At 70.3% G+C, this 23,756-nt stretch carries 22 protein-coding genes and 1 riboswitch; of the genes, 5 read left to right on the forward strand and 17 right to left on the reverse strand.

What is annotated here, in order from left to right:
- Positions 1-53 precede the first annotated feature (53 nt).
- Both LK06_RS03895 and LK06_RS03900 read right to left on the reverse strand, forming a co-directional pair.
- Entirely contained in the window at positions 54-1,595 is a 1,542-nt protein-coding gene (locus LK06_RS03895; protein ID WP_039649083.1) for an amino acid permease, read from the reverse strand.
- 44 nt (positions 1,596-1,639) lie between these two features.
- Complete coding sequence (locus LK06_RS03900) at positions 1,640-2,629, reverse strand: hypothetical protein (RefSeq protein ID WP_039649081.1); 990 nt, start codon at positions 2,627-2,629, stop codon at positions 1,640-1,642.
- 256 nt (positions 2,630-2,885) lie between these two features.
- Between LK06_RS03900 and LK06_RS03905 the strand changes: the two genes are divergently transcribed.
- Positions 2,886-3,506, forward strand: coding sequence for a uridine kinase family protein (locus LK06_RS03905; RefSeq protein WP_078858941.1), 621 nt, complete (start codon positions 2,886-2,888; stop codon positions 3,504-3,506).
- A gap of 427 nt (positions 3,507-3,933) precedes the next feature.
- Complete coding sequence (locus tag LK06_RS03910) at positions 3,934-5,799, forward strand: AAA family ATPase (RefSeq protein ID WP_039649078.1); 1,866 nt, start codon at positions 3,934-3,936, stop codon at positions 5,797-5,799.
- A 192-nt stretch (positions 5,800-5,991) separates the two neighbouring features.
- Here the strand turns inward: LK06_RS03910 and LK06_RS03915 are convergent, their stop codons facing one another.
- The 9 genes from LK06_RS03915 to LK06_RS03955 form a co-directional block, all read right to left on the reverse strand.
- The gene (locus tag LK06_RS03915) at positions 5,992-7,080 is read right to left on the reverse strand and encodes a hemolysin family protein (protein ID WP_039649076.1); all 1,089 of its coding nucleotides are present in this window, start codon (positions 7,078-7,080) and stop codon (positions 5,992-5,994) included.
- On the reverse strand, positions 7,077-8,411 hold the full coding sequence (locus LK06_RS03920; protein ID WP_039649074.1) for a hemolysin family protein: 1,335 nt from the start codon (positions 8,409-8,411) through the stop codon (positions 7,077-7,079). Before LK06_RS03920 ends, LK06_RS03915 begins: the two co-directional genes overlap by 4 nt.
- Positions 8,412-8,618: 207 nt before the next feature.
- On the reverse strand, positions 8,619-9,074 hold the full coding sequence (locus LK06_RS03925; protein ID WP_043434090.1) for a PH domain-containing protein: 456 nt from the start codon (positions 9,072-9,074) through the stop codon (positions 8,619-8,621).
- A 15-nt stretch (positions 9,075-9,089) separates the two neighbouring features.
- Positions 9,090-9,938 carry an ATP phosphoribosyltransferase gene (hisG, locus tag LK06_RS03930; protein WP_039649070.1) on the reverse strand — a complete coding sequence of 283 codons (849 nt, stop codon included), beginning with the start codon at positions 9,936-9,938 and terminating at the stop codon, positions 9,090-9,092.
- 53 nt (positions 9,939-9,991) lie between these two features.
- Positions 9,992-10,264, reverse strand: coding sequence for a phosphoribosyl-ATP diphosphatase (locus LK06_RS03935; RefSeq protein ID WP_039649149.1), 273 nt, complete (start codon positions 10,262-10,264; stop codon positions 9,992-9,994).
- Positions 10,265-10,298: 34 nt separating this feature from the next.
- Positions 10,299-10,784, reverse strand: coding sequence for a 6,7-dimethyl-8-ribityllumazine synthase (ribH, locus tag LK06_RS03940; protein ID WP_039649068.1), 486 nt, complete (start codon positions 10,782-10,784; stop codon positions 10,299-10,301).
- Between the two features lie 23 nt (positions 10,785-10,807).
- Positions 10,808-12,145 (reverse strand): bifunctional 3,4-dihydroxy-2-butanone-4-phosphate synthase/GTP cyclohydrolase II, encoded by a 1,338-nt coding sequence (locus LK06_RS03945; RefSeq protein WP_043434089.1) that lies wholly within the window; start codon positions 12,143-12,145, stop codon positions 10,808-10,810.
- Positions 12,142-12,783, reverse strand: a complete 642-nt coding sequence (locus tag LK06_RS03950) for a nicotinamide mononucleotide transporter family protein (RefSeq protein ID WP_039649064.1) — start codon at positions 12,781-12,783, stop codon at positions 12,142-12,144. Before LK06_RS03950 ends, LK06_RS03945 begins: the two co-directional genes overlap by 4 nt.
- On the reverse strand, positions 12,780-13,385 hold the full coding sequence (locus LK06_RS03955) for a riboflavin synthase (RefSeq protein WP_039649062.1): 606 nt from the start codon (positions 13,383-13,385) through the stop codon (positions 12,780-12,782). The genes LK06_RS03950 and LK06_RS03955 overlap by 4 nt, the downstream gene beginning before the upstream one ends.
- Positions 13,386-13,538: 153 nt before the next feature.
- Positions 13,539-13,669, reverse strand: a riboswitch (FMN riboswitch).
- 506 nt (positions 13,670-14,175) lie between these two features.
- Between LK06_RS03955 and LK06_RS03960 the strand changes: the two genes are divergently transcribed.
- Positions 14,176-14,943, forward strand: a complete 768-nt coding sequence (locus LK06_RS03960; protein WP_039649060.1) for an SDR family oxidoreductase — start codon at positions 14,176-14,178, stop codon at positions 14,941-14,943.
- Entirely contained in the window at positions 14,940-16,154 is a 1,215-nt protein-coding gene (locus LK06_RS03965; protein ID WP_039649058.1) for an MFS transporter, read from the forward strand. The genes LK06_RS03960 and LK06_RS03965 overlap by 4 nt, the downstream gene beginning before the upstream one ends.
- Here the strand turns inward: LK06_RS03965 and LK06_RS03970 are convergent.
- Positions 16,114-16,572 carry an acyl-CoA thioesterase gene (locus LK06_RS03970; RefSeq protein ID WP_039649056.1) on the reverse strand — a complete coding sequence of 153 codons (459 nt, stop codon included), beginning with the start codon at positions 16,570-16,572 and terminating at the stop codon, positions 16,114-16,116. The genes LK06_RS03965 and LK06_RS03970 overlap by 41 nt on opposite strands.
- A gap of 281 nt (positions 16,573-16,853) precedes the next feature.
- Here LK06_RS03970 and LK06_RS03975 point away from each other — a divergent pair, with 281 nt between their 5' ends.
- Positions 16,854-17,540, forward strand: a complete 687-nt coding sequence (locus tag LK06_RS03975; protein ID WP_039649054.1) for a DUF5995 family protein — start codon at positions 16,854-16,856, stop codon at positions 17,538-17,540.
- Between the two features lie 128 nt (positions 17,541-17,668).
- On the opposite strand, the gene LK06_RS03980 is transcribed toward LK06_RS03975, so the two are convergent.
- The 5 genes from LK06_RS03980 to LK06_RS04000 all read right to left on the reverse strand — a co-directional run bounded on the left by LK06_RS03980 (position 17,669) and on the right by LK06_RS04000 (position 23,688).
- Positions 17,669-19,381 (reverse strand): flavin monoamine oxidase family protein, encoded by a 1,713-nt coding sequence (locus tag LK06_RS03980; protein WP_039649052.1) that lies wholly within the window; start codon positions 19,379-19,381, stop codon positions 17,669-17,671.
- Positions 19,382-19,433: 52 nt separating this feature from the next.
- Complete coding sequence (locus tag LK06_RS03985; protein WP_039649050.1) at positions 19,434-20,222, reverse strand: carbon-nitrogen hydrolase family protein; 789 nt, start codon at positions 20,220-20,222, stop codon at positions 19,434-19,436.
- Positions 20,223-20,497: 275 nt separating this feature from the next.
- Positions 20,498-20,878, reverse strand: a complete 381-nt coding sequence (locus LK06_RS03990; RefSeq protein ID WP_039649048.1) for a DUF742 domain-containing protein — start codon at positions 20,876-20,878, stop codon at positions 20,498-20,500.
- Between the two features lie 7 nt (positions 20,879-20,885).
- Complete coding sequence (locus LK06_RS03995; protein ID WP_039649046.1) at positions 20,886-21,323, reverse strand: roadblock/LC7 domain-containing protein; 438 nt, start codon at positions 21,321-21,323, stop codon at positions 20,886-20,888.
- The gene (locus LK06_RS04000; protein WP_078858937.1) at positions 21,313-23,688 is read right to left on the reverse strand and encodes a sensor histidine kinase; all 2,376 of its coding nucleotides are present in this window, start codon (positions 23,686-23,688) and stop codon (positions 21,313-21,315) included. The genes LK06_RS03995 and LK06_RS04000 overlap by 11 nt, the downstream gene beginning before the upstream one ends.
- Positions 23,689-23,756: the final 68 nt, after the last annotated feature.

Consider the following 23,756-nt stretch of genomic DNA (forward strand, 5'->3'; position numbering starts at 1 on the left):
TCGCAAACGTCGCCTGCTGCAGCACTGGGTGCCGGACACCGGGGACGAACGGGTCAGACCAGGTCCATCGCGGCCACCTCGTCGGGGCGGCCGTAGCTGACCGGCCCCTGGAAGCGGCGACGGGCCGTGGCGAACCACCACACCGTGGCCACGAACAGGACGACGGCGAGCGCGATCGGCGCGTAGTTGAAGGAGTCGACCGTGATCGGCGAGGCCTGCGGCAACATGAACAGGACGCTGCTGAGCAGGATCCAGATCACCGCCAGCCAGCCGATCGGCCGGCCCCAGCGGCCCAGGTGCCAGGGCCCGGGCTGGAACGCGGCACCGAGCCTGAGGCGCAGGAAGATGGGCACGGCGTAGGCGAGGAAGAGCCCCACCACATTGACGCTGACGATGGCGGTGAACGCCGTGTGCGACCACCAGCCCGGTACCACCAGTGCCAGTGAACAGGCCACGGCCAGCCACACCGCCTTCACGGGGGTACGGGTGCGCGGGGAGACCGAATGCCACCAGCGGGAGCCGGGCATGGCTCCGTCCCGGGAGAAGGCGAAGATCTGCCGGGTGTTGCTGGTGAGGTTGGCCAGGCCGCAGAAGAGCATCGCCCCGATGACGATGAGAAGCATCGCCTTGGCGGTACCGAGCCCGAGGCCGTCGATGAGGATCTGGACCGGCGGCGTCTCCGAACCCGCCTCCTTGGCGTAGTCACCAATGCTGTAGACGAGTGCCAGCATCAGGATCAGGCCGGTGACCGCCGAATAGCCGATGGCGCGGGTGATCCCCTTCGGGGCGTTGACCGTCGCGCGAACCGTTTCCTCGGACATGTGGAAGCTGCCGTCGAACCCGGTGAAGGTCCAGCTGGTGACCAGCAGGCCAAGCATGCCGCCGTAAAGCCCGTTCGTGAAGCCCGTGTTGTTCTCAAAATGCGTCACGAAGGACACCGGCTGATGATGGGACGGAATCACTATGAGTGCACTGGCGATCACAATGAGTCCGAGTAGCAGCCACCACACAGAAATGCGGTTCAGCACGGCGACGAGTTGGACGGTGTAGGTGTTGGCGAGCCCCTGCACGATGACGATCAGGGTCGTGATCAGCACCGTCTGGTGCGCAGTCGGCCGGTAGGAGGGCCACTGCAACTGCACGAACGCCTGGAGGAAGGTGGCCGCGGCATACCCCGTGGCAGCGGTGCCACCGATCTGGCCCACGAAATTCAACCAGCCCGTGAACCACGACCAGGCGCCCTTGTGGCGCTTGGCGAGTTTACCGGCGGAGAAGTACAGGGCCCCGCTCGTCGGATAAGCCGAGGCGACTTCCGCCATGGCCGCACCAATGAGCAACACCATCAGCGAGACGCCGATCCAGCCGAACACAAGGATTCGGGGTCCGCCCGCGTTCATGCCGAAACCGAAGGACGAGAAGATCCCCGACAGGATATTGATGATCGTGAACGATATCGCAAAATTATCGAACGCCTGGAATCGCCGGGTGAGTTTCCGCGGATAACCCATCGCGTGCAGGGTCGCGTCATCGTCGAGCACGACGAGGGCTTCGCCCGCGCGCGCCTTCGCGCGGGACGTCGGTGTCCGTTGCGACACAGATCGGCCTCTCTCTCGGTGGGGGGTAGGTGCGGGCGAGGGGGTCAGGCCGCCCCCGGGGCGGGCAGCCCGCAGGCGCGCCGGGCCCGGGAGAGTTGCTCAACGGGGTCACCGAAGGCGCTCCAGGGCATCCGCGAGGCGTACGGGCCCATCGCCAGCAGCGTCACCCGGGCCTCGGACTCACACCGGGCCATGACCAGCGCATGCGCGAGGTAGGCCAGGTCGAGCACCGGGGTGAAGCGGTATCCGGCCACCGAAGGCAGCCAGTTGCGGTGGATCGCCAGCGCGGTGGAGCGCCACTGCGGTTGCTCCCAGACACGGTCGGCAAGCAGCCGGGTCGGGTCATAGCTCTCCACCAGGGCCACCAGGGGCAGCAGCCGGAGGGCGGAATCGACCGGCGCCCGCTGGCCGAGGAAGGCGGCCACGTCCCAGGCCGCGTTGACCGAGCCGCCGTATCGGGCGAAGAAGAACGACAGAAAGCGGTGGTGCCCCTCGCGGTGCCAGGGATCCAGGGACAGGATGTGCGCGAACAACCGCCAGGGGCCGGGCGGGGCGGTGAGCAGACCCTGCGGGGCCGGGTCGCGCAGCCGGTGCAGCCTCCGGTGCAGCCGGGCCATGGCCAGCTTGGCGACCCACGGGGTGGGGTCCTTGGGAGCCAGCGCGGCAGCACGGTCGCAGGCGGTCAGCGCAATCCGCTCCAACGCCTCGGCGCGGCCGTCATGCACCTCGGTGCGACCACCGTGCGCGTCGGCGGCCCGCAGCGCGCGTTGCACCGCGACCCGGGCCCACAGCAGCGCCGCCTCGGGTGTCGGTTCCTCGGCCAGCCAGCGCTCGACCAGGTCGGTGTCGGCTGCCTCGGAGGCGAGTACCAGCGAGCGGTGGGCACGCAGGCCGAAGTCGGAACGGGTCTCAGCGAGAGCCTCGTACGCGTATCGATAACGTCCTGCGCGCACCTCGACGCATACGCCCGCCAGGACACGGTCGTCGGCCGCCGGATGCCATACATAGTGGCCTTCGAATAACTCTGCGGTCATGTCCCCCCGCCAGTCCCCGTACGACGCATCACAGTTACCCGGGAGGCATTTTACGCACCGGCAGGCCCGCCCGGGACGCAGAATTCGACATATCGGTCAGGGGATTCGAATGGCTTTATCCATGCAGTTGACCGACTGTCGGCCGGTGGTTCAAACCGTGACTTTTCCCGGCCGGGCAGCCTCACCCCCCGGCCTCCGCGATCCACCACTAGACTGTTTCCGGAAAGCTCCCACCACACGACCCCTGGGAATCACCATTCACGACCTCGCCGCCCGGCTGAGCGGGCTTCCTCCCTCTCTGGGCCCGGTCCGACTGATCGGCGTCGACGGGCACGCGGGCTCGGGAAAGTCCACCTTTGCCGAACGGCTGGCCGGCGCACTGGGCGGGGCACCGGTGCTCCATCTCGACGACATCGCCAGCCACCAGCAGCTCTTCGAGTGGACCGACCGGATCACGGCCCAGGTGATCCGGCCCCTCGCACGCGGCGAGGAGGCTCTCTACACCCCCTACGACTGGTACTCCCGCGCCTTCGCCCCGCCCCGCCCGCTGCCTCCAGCTCCCGTGATCCTGGTCGAGGGCGTCGGCGCCGGACGCCGGACGCTGCGGCCGCATCTGGCGCGGCTGCTGTGGATGGAGCTGTCCCCCGAGGAGTCCTGGAGACGTGGTCGCGAGCGGGACGGGGCGGAGCAGCAGGAGTTCTGGGAGGGCTGGATCGAGGCGGAGCACGCGCACTTCGCTGCCGATCCCTCGCGCCCCCATGCCGATCTCCTGGTGCTCCAGACACCGGCGGGGTACGAGGTGCTGCCAGGGCCCGAAGCACCCCGCACCCCGGACGATGACGTCACCCGGAGTGATGGACCATCGGCAGTGTGGTGAGCCTGTGAAATACCCTTCGGGGAACTCCTCGGAGTGTCTCAACCGTTCTTGACCGAGGACCCGGACAGGACTTACGTTCTCAATGTGCGGCCCTGCGGAGCCGCCTCAGACGCGAAGCCCCCGGTTGTTCCCCCGTGATCGGGGGCTTCGTTCTGCGCGCGACCAGCCTTCGGGGCGTCGCGAGCACCGGCCCGCTCACTCTCGGTCACGAAACCGGATGCGCCCCGTCTGCTCCCACCTCCTCGAACGGCCAGTGCGACACCCTTCGGCACCTGGTCGCCCCGCGGGTACGATGCCCTCGGTGCGACCTTCGAGCAGCTGCCTCGCGCACCTGCAACTCCGGTCCGCGGCACGGCGGTTCGGCCGCGGCGACGATCGGACGACTGTCCGGTGGTGAACCACGGGGCACGGTCTGTGGGGGGACGTGATGGACTTCGGCACGCAGGGCCCCGAGGCCCCGGCCGACCTCGCCTGGCTGCGAGGGGTGGACGCCTACACGATGGGTGCCTATCCGCAGGCGGAGGAGGAGTTCCGCACCGCGGTGCGGATCGACCCTGGCATGGCGGACGCCTGGCTCGGGCTGCACGCACTGCGGGTCGACACGACGACCGCACTCCTCAGAATGGTCCGGCACCGCGACCGCTACGGCGAACAGCGCACCCGACATCGCCGCACTCTCAACTCCTGGTACTGGCTGGGCTGGTGGGTGCAACCGGTGCTGGAGAGCCCACGCGATCTGCTGCTCGCACACGCCTCCCACTGGCTGGACGGCCGGCACGTCCCCGAGTTGGACCGCGCCCTGGCCGGGCTGCCACCGGTCGACACCGACCCACAGGTGCGCTTCCTGCACGCCTGCCGCGCGTACCTGGTCAAGGACTGGGAACAGCTGGTCCGGCACACCGACCCGCTGCTGGACGATCCCGTGCTCGGCATCGAGGCCGGCCTGTTCGGGGGTATGGCCCGGGTCCGCCTGGAGATGTACGGCCACGCCGATCCCCTCCTCTCGGCGGCCCTGATGCGCTGCCGCAGCGAACAACCGCAGCGCAAGGAACTGCGGTACTGGCTGGCGCGCGCCCACGAGGGCACCGGCCGTTCGGCCGCCGCGCTCCCGTTGTACCGCGCGGTGCACCGGGTCGACCCGGCCTTCATGGACACCTCGGCACGGCTCGCCGCGATCGCCGAGGGCGACGGGTACGAGGAGGACATCGCCGACTTCGCCGCGATCACCCTGACCGGCGCCGGTCAGGACACCGTGGACGGGCCGGACGGGTTCGATCCGTTGTTCGGCATGGAGGGGCGGGATCTGCGGCTGTCAGAGCCCGATCCGCCGACCGGGCCGCTGCCATCGTCCGGCGATCCGGTCGCACGGCTGAAGACCGGTGTCCCTTCCTCGGCGATCCCGGCCGGGCCGACCGATCCCGTGCTCCTGGAGGAGGCGCTCGCCGAACTGGAGCGCATGGTGGGGTTGGAGCCGGTCAAACGCCAGGTCAAGGCTCTGTCGGCGCAGTTGAACATGGCCCGGCTGCGAGTCGAGCAGGGGCTGCCGGTGCAACCGCCGAAAAGACACTTCGTCTTCTCAGGGCCGTCCGGGACCGGGAAGACGACGGTGGCACGCATTCTCGGCCGGGTCTTCTACGCACTGGGGCTTCTCGGCGGTGACCACCTCGTCGAAGCCCAGCGAGCCGACCTGGTCGGCGAGTACCTGGGGCAGACGGCGGTGAAGGCGAACGAGCTGATCGACTCCGCGATCGGCGGGGTACTGTTCGTGGACGAGGCCTACTCGCTGTCCAACTCCGGATACGGCAAGGGGGACGCGTACGGCGACGAGGCCCTTCAGGTGCTGCTGAAGCGGGCCGAGGACAACCGGGACCACCTGGTGGTGATCCTGGCCGGCTATCCCGAGGGCATGGACCGGCTGCTCGCCGCGAACCCCGGGTTGTCGTCCCGCTTCACCACCCGAGTCGACTTCCCCTCCTACCGGCCCGCGGAGCTCACCGAGATCGGGAAGGTGCTCGCCGCGGAGAACGGGGACCGGTGGGACGAGGAGGCGCTGGAGGAGCTGCGGTCGATCGCCGGACACGTGGTCGAACAGGGGTGGCTGGACGAGTTGGGGAACGGGCGGTTCCTGCGCACGCTGTACGAGAAGAGCTGTGCGTACCGGGATCTGCGCTTGTCGACGTATGCGGGGACGCTGTCCCGGGAGGATCTGGCGACACTGCGGTTGCCCGACTTGATGCAGGCGTACGGGGAAGTGCTGTCGGGGCGCGGGCCGCAGGATCCGCCGCCCGTGTAGGGGCCGGCCCCGCCCGCGCACCGGGTGCTCCGGAGGAACCGGTGCCGCCGTCCATGGCGGCCCCGCAGCCGGCGGACGGCTCTGGGATCCCGCGGCTCACGCCGCGGGGCTCCGTTCCCTTCCGGGTCGCGCGGGGCCCGGTTGCCGGACCCCAGCCGCCCACCGGGCCGGCACCGCGCGCCGACGGCGATCTCAGCCCGTCAGTGCCTCCTCCGGTTCCCCGCTCGTCCTCGGCTCCGTGAGCTTGACGTCGGGGGTCTCCCGGTGTGCCGGATCGCGCACCTCACCCACCAGGAGTTCCAGTACGTCCTCCAGGGCGACCAGGCCCAGTACCCTGCCGGACGCGTCCGCGACCTGGGCCAAGTGGGTCGCTGCCCGACGCATGACCGTCAGAGCGTCGTCCAGGGGGAGCTCAGCGCGGAGGGTGGCCATGGGGCGCCAGACGTGCTGGGGAACGGCACGGTCGGAATCCTCCAGGTCCAGCACGTCCTTCACATGGACGTACCCCATGAAGGGCCCCTTCTCCGTCGCCGCGACCGGGAAACGGGAGTAGCCCGTACGGGCGGTCAACTCGACGATCTCCCCCGGTGTGACGGCAGGGGTCACCGTGACCAAGGACTCCCGCCGCAGCAGGACGTCTGTCACGGGGCGGGAGCCGAGTTCCAGTGCGTCCTCCAGACGCTCCCGCTCCTCGGGGTCGAGAAGGCCCGCCTGGCCCGAGTCCTCCAGCAGACGGTTGAGCTGCTCGCTGGTGACGACGGCCTCGACCTCGTCCTTGGGCTCGACGCGGAAGAGTCGCAGGATGCCCTGGGCACAGGCGCCGAGGGACACCGTGATCGGCCGGCAGAGCCGGGCGAAGTAGACCAGGCCAGGACTGAGCCACAGCGCGGCCCTCTCCGGGGCCGCCATGGCGAGGTTCTTCGGCACCATCTCGCCGATGACGAGGTGGAAGAAGACCACGGCGGCGAGGGCGATGACGTAGCCCAGCGGGTGGACGAGGCCGTCCGGGAGACGGATCCACGCGAACACCGGCTCCAGCAGGTGCGCCACCGTCGGCTCGGCGACCGCGCCCAGAGTCAGGGAACACACGGTGATGCCGAACTGCGCGGCGGCCATCATCTGCGGCAGCCGCTCCAGGCCGTACAGCACCTGGCGGGCCCGTGCGGTGCCCAGCGGTTCGATCTGGCTGCGGCGGACGGAGACGAGCGAGAACTCGGCACCGACGAAGAATCCGTTGGCAAGCACGAGCAGCGCGGCGAAGAACAGTTGGAGCACACTCATCGGACTGCCTCCGCCATGTTCACCGACGGAGCGGTCCTGACCAGGCGGACCCGTTCGGCACGGTAGTGGCCGACCTGGCGGACCGAGAGCCGCCAGCCCGGCAGCTCGGCCCGGTCCCCGGGGGCGGGGATCCGGCCGAGCAGGTCAGCGACCAGGCCGGCGACCGTCTCGTACGGCCCCTCGGGCACGCGCAGGCCTATGCGCTGCAGGATGTCGACACGGCAGCTGCCGTCGACGTCCCAGGCAGGCCTACCGTCCTCGGGTGGGGCGGGGGCCAGCTCGGGCACGTCCTGGCCGTCGTGCTCGTCACGGACCTCTCCGACGAGTTCCTCGACGATGTCCTCCAGGGTCACCACTCCGGCCGTGCCACCGTACTCGTCGACGACGACGGCGATCGGCTGCCCGCTGCGCAACCGGGCGAGGAGCGGTTGGACCGGCAGGGTCTCGGGCACGAGGAGCGCCTTGCGGGCGATGCGGCCGACCGGGGTGCGCAGCCGCTCGTACGCGGGGACGGCGAGGGCGTCCTTGAGGTGGGCCATACCGACGATCTCGTCGATCTTCTCCCGGTAGACGGGGAACCGGGACAGGCCGGTGGCCCGGGTGAGGTTGACGACGTCCTCCGTGGTGGCTGAGGCCTGCAGGGCGCTGACCTTCACCCGGGGAGTCATGACGTGCTGTGCAGTCAGCTCGCCCAGGGACAGGGTGCGGACGAACAAGTCGGCCGTGTCCTGTTCCAGCGCGCCGGCCTGGGCGGAGTGGCGGGCCAGGGACACCAGTTCACCAGGGGTGCGGGCGGAGGCCAGTTCCTCGGCGGGCTCGACACCCAGCGCGCGGACCAACCGGTTGGCGACCGTGTTGAGTGCCGCAATCACCGGCCGGAACAGCCGGGAGAAGTGGTGCTGGGGCCCTGCGACGAAGCGCGCGACCTGCAGCGGCTTGGACACCGCCCAGTTCTTGGGTACGAGTTCACCGATCACCATCTGGATCGCGGAGGCCAGCAGCATGCCGACGACCACGGCGATGCCGGAGGCGGCCTCCTCAGGGAGGCCGAGTGCGGCGAGCGGGCCGTGCAGCAGCTCGGTCAGGGCCGGTTCGGCCAGCATGCCGACGACCAGGGAGGTGATGGTGATGCCGAGCTGGGTGCCGGAGAGCTGGAAAGAGAGCTCCTTCAGCGACTGCACGACCGTACGGGCGCGTTTGTCGCCGTCGGCGGCGGCCTCCTCGGCCTCGGGACGCTCAACGGTCACCAGGCCGAACTCGGCCGCAACGAAGAAACCGTTGGCGAGAATCAACAGGAACGCCGCTCCCAGGAGCAGCAGGGGGATGGTCACGATGCCGCCGCCTCCCCGTCATATCGGGGCGGGGCGGCGCAGGTACTACAGGACGATCCGTCCATCGCCGGAGGGGGTCACTCCTCGGTTAGCAGGAAGCCCCTGTACGCCGGGCGCGGCGCGGCAGGGGCGGAGGCGCAGCGAAAACACCTCCGCCACCAGATTAATCAAGACATGGGCCGCACGGGCAGGGTGGGCGCTCCGCAGTCAGACCCGGTCTTCCGTCGCGCGGGCCGTCGAGCGGGCCTCAGCGAGGGCCCGGAGGGCCTGCGCGTCGGCGATGGCGCGCTGTCTGGCGATGCCGGGCTGAATGCCCAGCGCGGGCAGGCTGGTTCCGTCACTGAGGTTGAGGTACACCCAGGGGTCGCCCGGACGGAGGTTCACCTGGAGGATCTCCGCCCAGTCCAGATGCCGTCTGCTGGCGATGTTGACGACGGTGACACCGGACTCGTCGGCGACGACCTTCACCCGGGCGAACCGGGCCAGAGCCCAGAAGATCAGTGCTCCGGTGATGACGAAGGTGAGCCGCTCCCCCGGGCCGAGCTGCTCCAGCAGCATCGCGATCCCGAAGATCACCAGGAAGATCACCACACCGGCGGTGAGCAGGATCACTCGGGTGGATCCCGGTCGGAAGGTGACGGGGAGGGCGGGAGCGTCGGGCATCTGCGAACTCATCCCTTAGAGACGGCAGGCGTGGATGGCCGTGGTCAGGATGGCGCGGGCGCCGATGGCGTACAGGTCGTCCATGATGCGCTGCGCCTCCTTGGCCGGGACCATGGCGCGGACCGCGACCCAGCCCTCATTGTGCAGCGGGGAGACGGTCGGGGACTCCAGGCCCGGGGTCAGTGCGACGGCCTTCTCCAGCTGCTCGACGCGGCAGTCGTAATCCATCATCACGTACGTCCGGGCGACCAGGACGCCCTGGAGGCGGCGCAGGAACTGCTGGACCTTTGGCTCCTCGCCGTTTGTGCCGGTGCGGCGGATGACAATCGCCTCGGACTCCATAATCGGATCGCCGAAGACCTCAAGGCCCGCGTTGCGCAGCGAGGTACCGGTCTCCACGACGTCGGCGATGACCTCGGCGACGCCCAGCTCGATCGCGGTCTCCACGGCACCGTCCAGGTGGACGACGGAGGCGTCGACGGCGCTGTCCGCGAGGTGTCCCGCGACGATCCCCTCGTACGAGGTGGCGACCGTCTTGCCCTTGAGATCCTCGATGCCGTCCGCGGTGCCGGGTTTGGCGGCGAATCGGAAGGTGGACCGTGCGAAGCCCAGCGGCAGGATCTCCTCGGCGTCAGCACCGGAGTCGATCAGCAGGTCACGCCCGGTGATGCCGATGTCGAGACGGCCGGAGGAGACGTAGATCGCGATGTCGCGGGGGCGGAGGTAGAAGAACTCGACCTCGTTCTCCGGGTCGACGATCCGCAACTCCTTGGACTCGCGGCGCTGCTGGTAGCCCGCCTCATGCAGCATCTCCGCCGCAGGGCCGGACAGTGAACCCTTGTTCGGGACGGCGATGCGCAGCATGAGGTCGGCTTCCTTTGCGTGAAGGGGGTGGGTACGGCTCTGTCGGCAGCGGTTTACAGGTGGGCGTAGACGTCGTCCAGGGAGATCCCGCGGGCGACCATCATCACCTGGATGTGGTAAAGCAGCTGCGAGATTTCCTCGGCGGCTGCGTCCTTGCCCTCGTGCTCGGCCGCCATCCAGACCTCTGCGGCCTCCTCGACGACCTTCTTGCCAATGGCATGGACGCCCTTGCCGACCAGCTCTGCGGTACGGGAAGTGGCGGGATCGCCGTGGGCGGCCTTGTGCTGGAGCTCGGTGAAGAGCTCCTCGAACGTCTTCTTGGACATGGTGGTGCCCACCCTACGCGGTACGGGCGGCTCGTCAGTGCCAGGGTTCGGATACTGAACGGAGCGTGACCGCGGTCGAGACCGCCGCGGTCACCGCCTCGTGCCCCTTGTCCTCGTGGGACCCTTCCAGGCCCGCCCGGTCCAGGGCCTGTTCCTCCGTGTCGCACGTGAGGACGCCGAAGCCGACCGGGACACCGGTCTCGACCGAGACCTGGGTGAGCCCCTGGGTCACGCCCTGGCACACGTAGTCGAAGTGGGGGGTGCCGCCGCGGATGACGACGCCGAGGGCGACCACCGCGTCGTAGCCGCGGCCCGCGAGGGCCTTGGCGGCGACCGGCAGTTCGAAGCTGCCCGGGACCCGGATCAGGGTCGGCTCGTCGATTCCGAGTTCGTGCAGGGCGCGCAGAGCGCCGTTCACCAGACCGTCCATCACCTTCTCGTGCCACTGCGCCGCGATGACGGCGACCCTGAGGTCACTCGCATTGCGTACGGACAGCTCCGGTGCACCCTTGCCGCTCACGTCTCTCCTCAGTGCCTTTGTTCTTACTGGTTGCCGCAGGTGGCTGCGGACGCGGCCACGGAGGCTGGCGCGGCCCCGGTCGCCGAGGCGACCGCAGCCGGCGTGTCCAGCCAGGGCAGATCGTGCCCCATCCGGTCGCGCTTGGTCCGCAGGTAGCGGAGGTTGTGCTCGCCCGCCTGGACCGGCATCGGCTCGCGGCCGGTGACCTCCAGACCGTGGCGCAGCAGCGCTTGGCTCTTTTCGGGATTGTTGGTCATCAGCCGAACGCTGCGCACGCCGAGGTCGGCGAGGATCTGCGCGCCGGCGCCATAGTCGCGGGCGTCTGCGGGCAGGCCGAGTTCGAGGTTCGCGTCCAGCGTGTCGTGGCCCTGTTCCTGCAGCGCGTAGGCACGCAGCTTGGACAGCAGGCCGATGCCGCGCCCCTCGTGTCCGCGCAGGTAGACGACGATCCCCCGGCCCTCGTGCTGGATGCGCTCCAGCGCGGTGTCCAGCTGGGGCCCGCAGTCACAGCGCAGGGAGCCGAACACGTCGCCGGTGAGGCATTCGGAATGGACCCGGACCAGGACGCCCTCGCCGTCTCCGATGTCGCCGTGGAGGAGGGCGATGTGTTCGACGCCGTCGACCGCGGAACGGTAGCCGTAGGCGGTGAAGGTGCCGTGCCGAGTGGGCAGACGGGTCTCGGCCTCACGGCGGACAGTGGGCTCGCTGCCGCGGCGGTAGGCGATCAGGTCCTCGATGGAGATGATCGCCAGGCCGTGCTTGCGGGCGAACGGGATCAGCTCGGCCAGGCGCAGCATACGGCCGTCCTCACCAGCGATCTCCACGATGGCGCCGGCCGGGCGCAGACCCGCGAGCCGAGCGAGGTCGACGGCGGCCTCGGTGTGGCCGTTGCGGACGAGCACCCCGCCCGGCTTGGCGCGCAGCGGGAAGACATGGCCGGGGCGTACGAAGTCGGTGGGCTCGGCGGTGCCGCTCGCCAGGAGCTGAAGGGTCGTCGCGCGGTCGGACGCCGAGATGCCGGTGCTCACTCCGTGCGCGGCGGATGCGTCCACGGACACGGTGAACGCGGTCTTCATCGACTCGGTGTTGTCCTGGACCATCTGCGGCAGCCGCAGCCGGTCCAGTTCTTCGCCTTCCATGGGAGCGCAGATCAGGCCCCGGCACTCGCTCATCATGAACGCGACGATCTCGGGGGTCACCATCTCGGCGGCGATGACCAGGTCCCCCTCGTTCTCCCGGTCCTCGTCGTCCACGACGACAACCGGACGCCCGGCGGCGATGTCGGCGATGGCCCGCTCGACCGGGTCGAGCGTGAAGTCGTCGATCGGAGGGGTGTCGTACAGCAGTGGTGCCGAGGTCATGCCGGCGCTCCTTCCAGGACGGGCTGCAGGCTCTTGCGCGAGCGCAGCCACCAGTCGCGCATGCCCCACAGGACGAGTGCGCCATAGATGACGTAGACGAAACCGGAGAAGGCGTAGCCGTTGGCGAAGTTGAGGGGCACGCCGACGAGGTCGACGAGCAGCCAGGCGAACCAGAACTCGACCATGCCCTTGGCTTGGGCGTACATGGCGACGATGGTGCCGACGAAGATGTAGGCGTCCGGCCAGGGGTCCCAGGACAGGTTCGGGAACACGGTGAAGAGCAGAGCGACCGCGACCGTGCCGGCGGCGGCGCCGGCGGCCATGGCCGCACGCTCGCGCCAAGTGGCGAAGCGGGGGGCGATGTGGCCGTCCGCCGACCGGTCTTTGTCCCGCTGCCACTGCCACCATCCGTACAGCGCGACGGCCATGACGACAGCCTGTTTGCCGGCGCTGCCGGTGAGGTGGCCGTAGAAGGCGGCGAAGAGGACCAGGCCGGACAGGAACTGCACCGGCCAGGTCCACAGCGAGCGGCGCCAGCCGAGGGCCAGGGTGATCAGGCCGAGGACGTTGCCGGCCATGTCCGACCAAATGATCCGCTGGCCGAAGAGGGTGAATGCCTCGGAGTTGAGCCAGTTCACCGGTCGGCCCCCTGACCGGCCGCGAGTAGCCGCTCCACGTACTTGGCGATGACGTCCACTTCGAGGTTGACCGGATCGCCGGCCTGTTTCACACCGAGGGTGGTCAGGGCGAGGGTGGTCGGGATGAGGCTGACGGTGAAGTGGTCGGGTTCCGCGTCCACGACCGTGAGGCTGATGCCGTCGACGGTGATCGAGCCCTTCTCCACCACGTAGCGGGAGAGGCCCGTGGGAAGGGAGATCTTCACGATCTCCCAGTTGTCGGAGGGCTTGCGCTCCAGGATCTCGCCGGTTCCGTCGACGTGGCCCTGCACGATGTGCCCGCCGAGGCGGGCGCCCACGGCGGTGGGGCGCTCCAGGTTGACGCGGGAGCCGACGGCGAGCGCACCGAGGCTGGAGCGGTTCAGCGTCTCGGCCATGACGTCCGCGGTGAACTCGTCACCCTCGTGCTCCACGACGGTGAGGCAGACCCCGTTCACGGCGATGGAATCGCCGTGCTGGGCGCCCTCGGTCACGACGGCGCCGCGGAGCCGGAAACGGGAGGCGTCGCCGAGGGTTTCGACGGCGGTGACTTCACCCAGCTCTTCGACGATTCCGGTGAACACTTCCCGGGTCCTCCTGCCTCTTCGGGCACGGACTCCGGGGCCTGTCGATGACGACAGCATCTACGGGTGAGCACACCGGGGCGACGCCGAAACGGACCCGTCCCGCACGGACGAGCCCAGATACGGCGACGCGCACGCATGTGTGCCCGCCCGCCGCGCACTGCCTCCCATCCGGACTTTAACCGTCGGTCCAGGAATTTCACCTGGTCAACCGGCCGCTGGAAGCGACCGGGTCGCGGACTGTAACCGCCGGTTCGGACTTTCACCGACCCCGGAGTGCGCTGCTTCTGGTACAGGGCCAGTGTGCCACGCCCACGGCTCGCCCATACAGGTGGGGGCTGTGGGTTCGCTCACAGTGCGTGCCTCTGGACTTGCACGGCGCAGCCGCTCCCACCAACCGGGGCCTCCTCGGCGAGCGTTGACCTCACTCCCGACCCATTGACCACATTGGTCTAGTCCTTTTATGGTGCGAGCGGGCCCGGCGGCGGTGACGACGGCCCTTGCCCGCCGCCGGGCCGTCCGGACGCCCGCGGGCTGGACGCGGGATACCGGCGGTGCGGGTCTGAAGCCCGCACCACTCACCGACGGGCCCCGGGCACCCCCGCCGCGCGAGTCCGCTCCCCGGAACCCTCTCCCGAGGCGCCCGCCCCTGAAGACCGCTCCTTCGGATTCTTTCGTGAGACCCGTCCGCCGGGCGGGCATGTCACAGTTCCGGGTAGTTGCCCGGTCTCAGTCGTCGGAGGGTGTCCCAACGGAGTGCGCCCCAGCGTCCGGAAGAACGGAGAACAGCTTGACCGTGATCCAGGTGACCGGCGGAACCGGAACCCTCGGCCGGCGGGTCGCCGAGCGGCTGCGGACCGAGGGACACGAGGTGCGGGTCCTCAGCCGGCATGCCGAGCCTTACGCCGTCGACCTGCGCGAGGGCGGACCGGGGCTCGATGCGGCCCTGGACGGCGCGGAGACGGTCGTCCATTGTGCGACCACCCCCCGGGGCGGCGACGAGCAGGCGACCCGGAAGCTGATCGCGGCAGCCAGACGGGCCGGAACATGCCACCTCGTCTACATCTCGATCGTCGGCGTCGACCGGGTGCCGCTCGGCTACTACAGGAGCAAGCTCGTGGCAGAGCGGGAGATCGAGGAGTCGGGACTCGGCTGGACCGTGCTGCGGGCAACGCAGTTCCACGATCTGCTGGTCACGCTGTTCGGGAGGATGGCCCGGTCGCCGGTGATGGCGGTCCCAGCGGGGGTGCCGGACCAACCGGTGGAGGTTGCCGAAGTGGCCGACCGCCTGGCCGAGCTGGCGCTCCGGGGGCCGGCGGGACGGGTGGCGGACATGGGTGGTCCGGAGGTCCGTTCGTTCGACTCACTGGCCCGCGCCTATCTACGAGCGACGGGCCGGCGTCGTCCGGTGGCGAACGTGCCGCTCTTCGGCCGGGTCTATGGTGCTCTGCGCGCGGGCCACCACCTGGCGCCGGAGCGGACGATCGGCAAGGTCACCTTCGAGGAGCACTTGGCGCGGCGGTTCGGGCGGGGAACTCCCCACGGGGGAGGGACGTGAGCGACCTGGACCACGCACGGGACGGGGCCGGGCGCGCCCGGTACGCCGTGGCGGCCGTGTTCGCCGTGCACGGCGCCGTGACGGGTTCCTTCGCGACCCGGGTGCCCTGGCTCCAGGACCACGCCTCGCTCAATGCGGGCCGCCTAGGGATCGCCCTGGCCTGCACGGCATTCGGTGCCTCCTGCTCGATGCCGCTGGCCGCCCGGATCAGCCACACCTTCGGCACGCGTACGGCGCTGCGCGGACTGATCGCGCTGTGGACGCTGTCCCTGACGCTGCCGGCCCTCGCACCAGACCTGTACACACTGTGTCTGGCGATGTTCATCTACGGCGCGAGTGCGGGCATGGCTGACGTGGCGATGAACGCGCTCGGCGTGGAGGTCGAGCGGCGGCTCAACAGGTCCATCATGTCGGGGCTGCACGGTATGTGGAGCGCGGGCGCCCTGACCGGCTCGGCAGCCGGCACGCTTGCGGCGCACCTCGGCTCGGACGCGCGTCTGCACTTCGCCCTCGCCTCGGCCGCCCTGACCACACTCGGCGTGCTGGCGTGTGCCTGGGTACTGGACGTACGGCCCCCGAGGAACGAGGGGCCACCCCCACGATTCACCCTTCCGCCCCGCTCGGCCCTGCTGATCGGCACCGTCGGCTTCTGCGCTGTCTTCGCGGAGGGTGCGAGTCTGGACTGGTCAGCGGTGTTCCTGCGGAACCGGTTGGACAGCTCGGCCGGTCTGGCCGCGGCCTCGACGACCGGTTTCATGCTGACCATGGCGGTTGCCAGGATCAGCGGGGACGCCGCGGTGGACCGGTTCGGTGCCGTCCGCACGGTCCGGGCCGGTGGGATGCTGGGCACATTGGGCGGGCTGCTCGTCATCACCGCCGGGCATCCGGCGGTGGCGGTGACCGGGTTCGCGCTCATGGGCCTCGGCATCGCGGTGGTCGTACCCCTGTGCTTCGCGGCGGCCGGGCGCGCTGGGCCCAACCCGAGCCAGGCCATCGCGGGCGTGGCGACCATCACCTATACCTCGGGCCTGATCGCGCCGAGCCTGATCGGCGGTCTCGCCCAGGCGACCAACCTGGTGGTGTCGTTCTGTGCAGTGACGGCGCTGGCGTGCGGGGTGGCGGTGTTCGCGGGGGTTCTGCGCACCGCCGAGCGCGACAGCCGGAACCAGATCAGTCCGCGGGCCGCAGCAGTGCCCGACCCGCGGCCCTGAAGGCGTCACTCCACGGGGTGGGGCGCAGGGTCGTCGCGTCCAGCCGGACCAGGACCCGGGCGCCCCGCGCGTACGTCTTGGTCCCGTCGACCGAGCAGAAGCGGAAACCGTAGGTCAGACCGGTGGTGCCGAGCCGCTCCAACCAGAGGTGGACGGCGTAGGCACCGGGGCGGGTCACCGGAGCCTCGTAGCCGATGCGCAGTTCGCGGACCGCGTTGCAGGCGTCTCCGGCGGCCTCCCAGTCGCCGTCGAACCGCACGCCGTGCTCGTTCCACAGCCGGGTCCAGGCCCGCTCGACCATGAGCGGGTAGCGCGCGTTGTGGAGCAGCCCGAGCGCGTCCAGGTCGTCGAAGTGAACGGTGACGGGAATCAGCCGGCCGTAGGTGACGACGGGTGCGATCGGGGCGGTGGCGGTCACGGGAGGGACTCCTGAGCATCACTGGCGGGGCGGTCACGCCCCCGGGCACGCCCCATACTAAGCGACCGCTCAGCGCGTTTGGCCGGTAAGCCCTGGCCGGATCAGGAACGTCCTCGTCGCCGACACGGTGCCGTTCCTGGTGGAGGTCCGACGGGAAGCGCTTCGGGAAGCGGATCATCCACACGACCCGGTGCCCCAGCGCTCGGGCAGCGTTCCCCCGTTCCGGGGAAGCACCGAGGTCGGCGGCGCACCGGTGGGTCCGGTGCTGGCACGCTTCCCCCATGACGCAGCTGGAACAGTTCACCGCCCCCGTCGACGCGGTCATCTCCCGTATGCGCGCGCTGGACGCGGATTTACCGGAACGGGACGGGGTCGCCGTGTTCAACCGCGTCTACCTCACCGTCACGGAGGAGATCGACCGGCGCCTGGACGCCGGAGACTTCGCGGATCCGAAGGCGGCGATCGCCCTGGACGTCCGGTTCGCCGAGCGCTACCTGGCGGCGGTCGACGCCGCGGCCGCGGACCGTCGTCCGCCCGCCTGCTGGCGGCCGGTGTTCCAGTTCCGGCGGCATCCCGGCGTGCGACCACTGCAGTTCGCCCTGGCGGGCATCAACGCGCACATCGGCCATGACCTGGCGCTCGCCGTGGTGGACACCTGCCGCTCGCTCGACTGCGAACCAGCCGAGCTGGAGGACGAGTTCGACCAGGTGGGCGATCTCCTCGTCGCGCTGGAGGAACGCATCCGCGAGGATCTGATGCCGGGCCCCGACCTGCTCCAGATCGCCGACCCGCTCACCCACCTGCTGGGTTCCTGGAGCCTGGACCGGGCCCGGGACGCGGCTTGGGCGGCGGCGCGGGCGCTGTGGGCACTGCGCGACTGCGAGGACGTCGCCGAGGAGTTCACCGAACGGCTGGACTCTGCGGTGGGATTCGCCGGACGGGTGCTGCTGACGCCGCTCACCGGCTGATCCGGGTCGTCCGCCCCGCTGGTACGGTGCCCGGAACGCCCGGAGGGCGTCTTCGCGTCACGGACGCCTGAAAAGGCGCGGACGGCCGGCGTCTGCGGCCGGCCGTCCGCGCCTTGGTACTGCCCCGGTCAGTCCTCGGGAAGCTCCACCGGCGCGATGTCGTCATACGCGTCGCCCGGTCCCGGGTTCGCCGCGTCGGTCTCACCGCCGAAGTGGTGCATGACGCCCCAGACCGCGTTCAGCGCGGTCTGGACGGCGCCCTCGGCCCAGCCGGCCGTCCAGGAGATGTCGTCGCCGGCCAGGAAGACACCCCGCTTGTCAGCGGGCAGCCGGTCCTGCATGAAGTGCGTGAACAGACGCCGCTGGTAGCGGTAGTGGCCGGGCAGGTTGGCCTTGAACGCGCCCATGAAGTAGGGCTCGTTCTCCCAGGAGACCGTCACGGGGTTGCCGATGATGTGCTTGCGGATGTCGACGTTCGGGTAGATCTCACCGAGCGACTTCAGCATGACCTCCATCCGCTCGTTCGCGGACAGCGGCAGCCACTTCAGGCTGTCGTCGCACCAGGTGTAGGACAGGCAGATCACGGCGGGCTTGTCCGGCCCGTCGTCCAATAGATAGGTGCCCCGGGTCATCCGGTCGGTCAGTGTCATCGACATGACGTCCCGACCGGTCGGGTTCCCTTCGTCGTCGACGGCCTCATCCAGCCAGAACGGCCGGTCGACTGGGACGAAGAGCTTCGAGGACTCCATGTAGTGGGTGCGCTCGATCGCGGTCCAGTGGTCGATCGGGAAGAGCGAGTCGTCGCAGTCGATCTTGGACAGCAGCATCCAGGACTGGGCGGTGAAGATGGCCGCCTTGTAGGTGCGGATGTCGCCGCCCGCGTCCGTCACGGTGATCCGGTTGCCCGCGGTGCGGTGCAGCCGGGTCACGGCCGGGCGGGGCGTGCCGTCCGCGTGCAGGGACTCCAACGAGGTGCCGTGGGGCCAGTGGACGATCTTCGCCGGCTCTCGCTCCCACAGGCGCAGGGGCAACTGCTGGGAGCCGCCGACGATGCCGCGGTGGTGATCATCGGCCTCGGTGTAGACGACCCGCAGGATCTCCAGGATGGAGTTCGGGAAGTCGGTGTCCCAACCGCCGGTACCGAAACCGACCTGGCCGAAGATCTCGCGGTGCCGGAAGGACTTGAAGGCCTCGGAGCCGCAGAGGAAGCCGTAGAAGGTCTGGTTGTCGAGCTTCTCGACCAGCTTCGCCCAGATCTGACGGATGCGCGGCACGTCCCGCTCGCGCATGGCGCGGTTCATGTCGGAGAAGTCGGCGCCCTCTTCCAGGCACCTGTTCCAGGCATCGGCGACGTCCCGGTACACCTGGGGCAGGTCGTCGACGGAGACGGCGTAGTGCGACTCGCCCTTGAGGTCGACCACGGTCGACGGGGTCGCTTCGGCGAGCGGGTTGGGGAAGGGGCGCGTCTGGAGCCCGACCAGGTCGATGTAGTGCTGGAGGGCGGTGGAGGACGGCGGGAAGCGCATCGCGCCCATCTCGGCCGTCAGCGACTCGTCGCAGCCCTCGAAGCCGACCGTGCGTAGCCGGCCACCGATCTGGTCGGCTTCGTAGACGACGGGCTTGAGGCCCATCTTCATCAGCTCGTACGCGGCAACGATGCCGGACAGGCCGCCACCGATGATCGCGACTTCGGTGCCGTGCTCGGTGGCGGGTATCTGGCCGAGGCCAGCCGGATGGGCCAGGAAGTCGTCGTAGGCGTAGGGGAAGTCCGGGCCGAACATGGTGATCGGCGGCTGCTGCTCGTCTGTGTGCTCGACGGCGTTGGGCACCGTGGACGTCATGGGGTACGGACTCCTTGCACGAGGTGGAACTGGTGGTAGCTGGTCCGGCCGCTCAGACCAGGGACGCGTACAGACCGGGACGACGGTCCTTCAGGTACGGGTTGGTCTCCCGGGAGGCGGCCAGGAAGGCGGGGTCGACGTCGGCGAACACCAACTGCTCGGCACGGCCGGCACGAGTGCGGGCGATGCCATCGGGGCCAGCGAGGGTGGAGAGCCCGACGAACTCGAACTCCCGTTCCTCACCGACCCGGTTCACGTAGGCGACGTACATCTGGTTCTCGAAGGCCCGCACCGGGATCACCGACTCGGCGACGAACTGGAACGGGTGCATCTGCGCGGTCGGGACGACGAGGAGGTCGGTGCCGGCCAGGGCGTGGGCGCGGACGTTCTCCGGGAACTCGACGTCGTAGCAGATCATCAGGCCCACGGTCAGACCGTTCAGCTCGGCCTGGACGACCGGCCCCTCCCCCGGGGTGAAGTGGTCGCGCTCAAAGCAGCCGAAGAGGTGTGTCTTGCGGTAGTTCGCCAGCCGGGTGCCGTCGGCGGAGATCAGCTGGGCGGAGTTGTAGACGGTCCCGCCATCCCGCTCCGGGTAGCCGTAGGCGATGGCGAGTCCGTGCCGGACCGCGGTCTCGGCCACCGCATCGGCGGAGTCACCGTCGGCGGGCTCGGCGAGTCGGGCGATGTCGTCACCGATCGCGTACCCGGTGAGGAACATCTCCGGCACGGCCAGCAGCCCGGCGCCCGCGGCGGCCGCACGGCCCGCGGCCTCGTCAAGGACCTTGAGGTTCTCGACGACTGAGCCGGGGCAGCCGGAGCTCTGGAGCAGGGCGGTGCGCATGCGTGATCCTCACCGGTACGGAGGGGGTTCGGGGGACAGTTAGACGGTACGGCCGGCGCGCTCGGCCGGACAAGCAGGAGCCGTTGCGCGCCGGTGCGCGGTTCATTGCGCGGACCGGGGCTCCGGCGGTGATTCGTTGCGCGTGCGAGGAGGCCGGCACCGCTCTCCGAGGGGCACGGGGCGCGTACCCGTACCCGCGCCCTGGGCAGGAGAGGGTCGCTCGTGGGAGCAGCCGCCTCCCGCCCAGGGCCGGGACGGCGTGCGCGGGTGCGACCCTAGATCTCCCGCAACCGCGCCACGATCTCCCGCAGCAGCCCGGGATCGGCGGACGGACCGGTGGGCAGTACCCGGTGGGGTGCGTCGATCCGGATCAGATCCTCCTCGGCCAGATCGGCCAGGAGGACGCGGACCACGGTCAGGGGCAGGTCCGCGTCCGCGGCCAGCTCGGCCACCGGACGCGGGCCCCGCCGGACGAGATCGAGCAGGGCGGCACGAGCATGGTCGAGACCGGGTCCCGGGCCATCGATCTCCAGCGCGGTGACCCGGGACATCAGGTCGATGGCGTACCCGCCCTCGGGCCGGGTACGGCCCCGGGTCACCGTGTAGGGGCGCACCATCGACCCGGTCTCGTCCTCGTACCAGTGCTCTTCGCTCACCGGGTGATCATGGGGTGGCGCGGGCGGCAGCGTCCAGGTGGCGTCCGAGGCGACGGACGAGCAGGGCCATCTCGTGGGCGAGCTGTCCGACATCGGTGCCTGCCTCGCTGAGGACAGCGAGCCGGCTGCCGTGCCCGGCCGGGGTGATGAAGAGGTAGGCGTCGTCCAGCATCACCATGGTCTGCCGCACCCTGCCCGCGGCGAACCGCTCCCCCACGGACCCGGCCAAGCTGTGGAAGCCGGAGCAGACGGCGGCCAGGTGTTCGATGTCGCGCCGACTCATGCCGTCCGAGCTGCTGAGCGGAAGGCCGTCGGCGGTGAGCAGCACGGCCTGCCGGACGTGGTCGGTGCGGGCCACGAGGTCGTCCAGCAACCAGCCGAGGTCCGTGCCGGGTGCCCCGGCGGGCGTGGGGAACTGCTCGGGGGTCTGGTCGTCACCGGGCATGATCGGTGTCCGTCCCTTCGTCGGCGTGAGTGGTCGGGACGCCCGAGCCGGTCGGGACGTCACCGGTCGCAGGCAGGCCCCTGCGGCCCCGGTCGAGGCCGCGCTGGAAGGCACCGAAGATCGCGCGCATCTCGTCGGCGTCGGCCTCTCGCCCGGCTGCCGTCTCCGGTGGGGGTGCCTCGTCCCGCAACTCGGGCACGAGGGAGGTCTGGCGGATCCGGGTCGGCAGCGCCGCGCCGGCCTCCGGTCCGGAAACGGACGTCGGGCGCGTGCTCGCCGGCGGCTGCGGTGCGTTCGGCCCCGGCCCGGCGGACGCGGCGGAGCGCCTCCTCACCGGCAGCTCCCGGACCTCGGCCGTCATCTCGGCGGCCGGCGGGTGCGCCGTCGCCCCCGTCTCCCGCGCCCCGGCCGCCGCGGGCCGACGCGCTCCGGTCCCGGCCGCCGCGGCCACCGGTTCCAGCACCGCCAGGACCCGCTCCGGGAGCAGCACCACTGCCGTCGTGCCCCCGTACGGCGAGTCGCGGAGATTCACCTCGATGCCGTGCCGGGCGGCGAGACGGCCCACGACGTACAGGCCGAGCCGGTCGTGTCGGGTGGGGTCGAAGCTGTCCGGGTCGGTGAGGGTGCGGTGGGCCCCGGCACGCTGTTCGGCGTCGAGGCCGAGCCCCTTGTCGTCGATCTCCAGGACGAAACCGCTGCCGACCTGCCCGGTGCGCAGGGTCACCTGGGTGTGCGGTGGCGAGAACACCGTGGCGTTCTCCAGCAGTTCGGCGATCAGGTGGACCACGTCGGCGACTGCGTCCGCCGCGACGCCGACCTCCGCCATCGGCGGCACCACCACGCGTGCATAGTCCTCGATCTCACCGACGGCCGAGGCGACGACTTCGGCGATGGGCACCGGCCGGCGCCAGCGCCGTCCGGGCGCAGCGCCGGAGAGGATGATCAGGCTCTCCGCGTGCCGGCGCATGCGCGTGGTCAGGTGGTCGATACGGAACAGTTCGCGCAGGACGTCCGGATCGTCGGTGCGGCGCTCCAGCGTGTCGACGAGTTTCAGCTGCCGGTGCACCAGCGCCTGGCTGCGCCGTGCGATGTTGAGCAGGACGGCGAACAGGCCCCGGCGCAGGGTGGCCTGTCGGACGGCGGCTTCAACGGCGGCCAGACGCGCGGCGTTGAAGGACCGGCTGACCTGTCCGATCTCGTCGTCGTGGAGGTCGGCGGCGGCCAGTGGCGGCGCCTCGGTCACCGCGTCCACCTCCTCGCCGGCACTCAATCGGCCCATGACGTCGGGCAGCTGACGGGAAGTCAGCAGATCGGCGGCGTCCCGCAGGGCCTCCAGACGGCTGGAGATGCGTCGCGCACCGCGCACCGCGAACCATAGCGACAGCGCCACGGCAGCCAGGCCGACGGCGCCGATGACGGCCGTCTTGGCCAGTTCCCGGTAGGCGAAGGTCCGCCCGCGCGCGGCGGAGTTCTCGGCGGCTCGGGAACACAACTGCATGTAGCGTTTGACGGCCCGGTCAGTGGTCGACCGCCAGCTGTCCGCCGCGACGGCCCGGTCGGCTCCACCCGCACCGGCCCGCAGCAGCGCGTCCTCGCCCCGCGTCAACGAACGGTACAGGTCGTCCCGTTGGAACTGCTCGAACAGAGCGCGGGAGTCGGCGGGCAGATCCGGCACGTACGTCCGTTCGAACACGCGTCGGTCCTCGATGGTCGCGGTCAGGGTGTCGTACTGCCGGTCCGTCAGGGTGCCGGCCGCCCGGGCGCCGGCGACCAGGGCGTCCTCCCGGGACACGAACTCCCGCACCCGGACCAGCTCGATGACGACCTGTGCCTCACGGGCGAGCTGCCCGGCCTGCAGGGCGGTGAGCGTGGACTGTACGTCGAAACCCGGCTCCACGAGCGCACTGTACTCGTCGACAGCCCGGTCCCAGGTGATGTCCCGAGACAGCACGCGCCCGCGCAGACCGTCCAGCGTGCCGGTGGCCGTCACCATGGCGTCCAAGGCCTGCCGCTGCCGTGCGGTGAGCCGGTCCCGGTCGCCGCCCCGGATGGCCTGCCGCATGGCGTCCACAGCCCGGTCGGTGCGGCGCTGCTGCTCCAGCAGCCGCGCCGCGGTGGCGGTATCGAGGCTGGCACCCAGGTACGCGGCGGACATCCGGCGCTCGATCTGGATCTGCCCGATCGCGGTGTCCACGGGGGTGCCGAAGTCCTCGTACACCCCCTGGAGCCGGACCAACGCGCGCAGTTCGGCGGTGACGGACACCATGGCGAAGCTCCACAGGGCCATCAGGGCGACGGCCGGGGCGAGCGCGAGCGCCACGATCCGCGCACGGACGGTGGGAGGACGGCCGAGGGGCCAGCGCATGGGGAACCTGCCGGGGTTACCAGTCGGTACAAAGTGCGGGACAACCTACGGGATCGCCGCCCCGCACC

It is taken from the genome of Streptomyces pluripotens (assembly GCF_000802245.2).
Taxonomy (GTDB): domain Bacteria; phylum Actinomycetota; class Actinomycetes; order Streptomycetales; family Streptomycetaceae; genus Streptomyces; species Streptomyces pluripotens.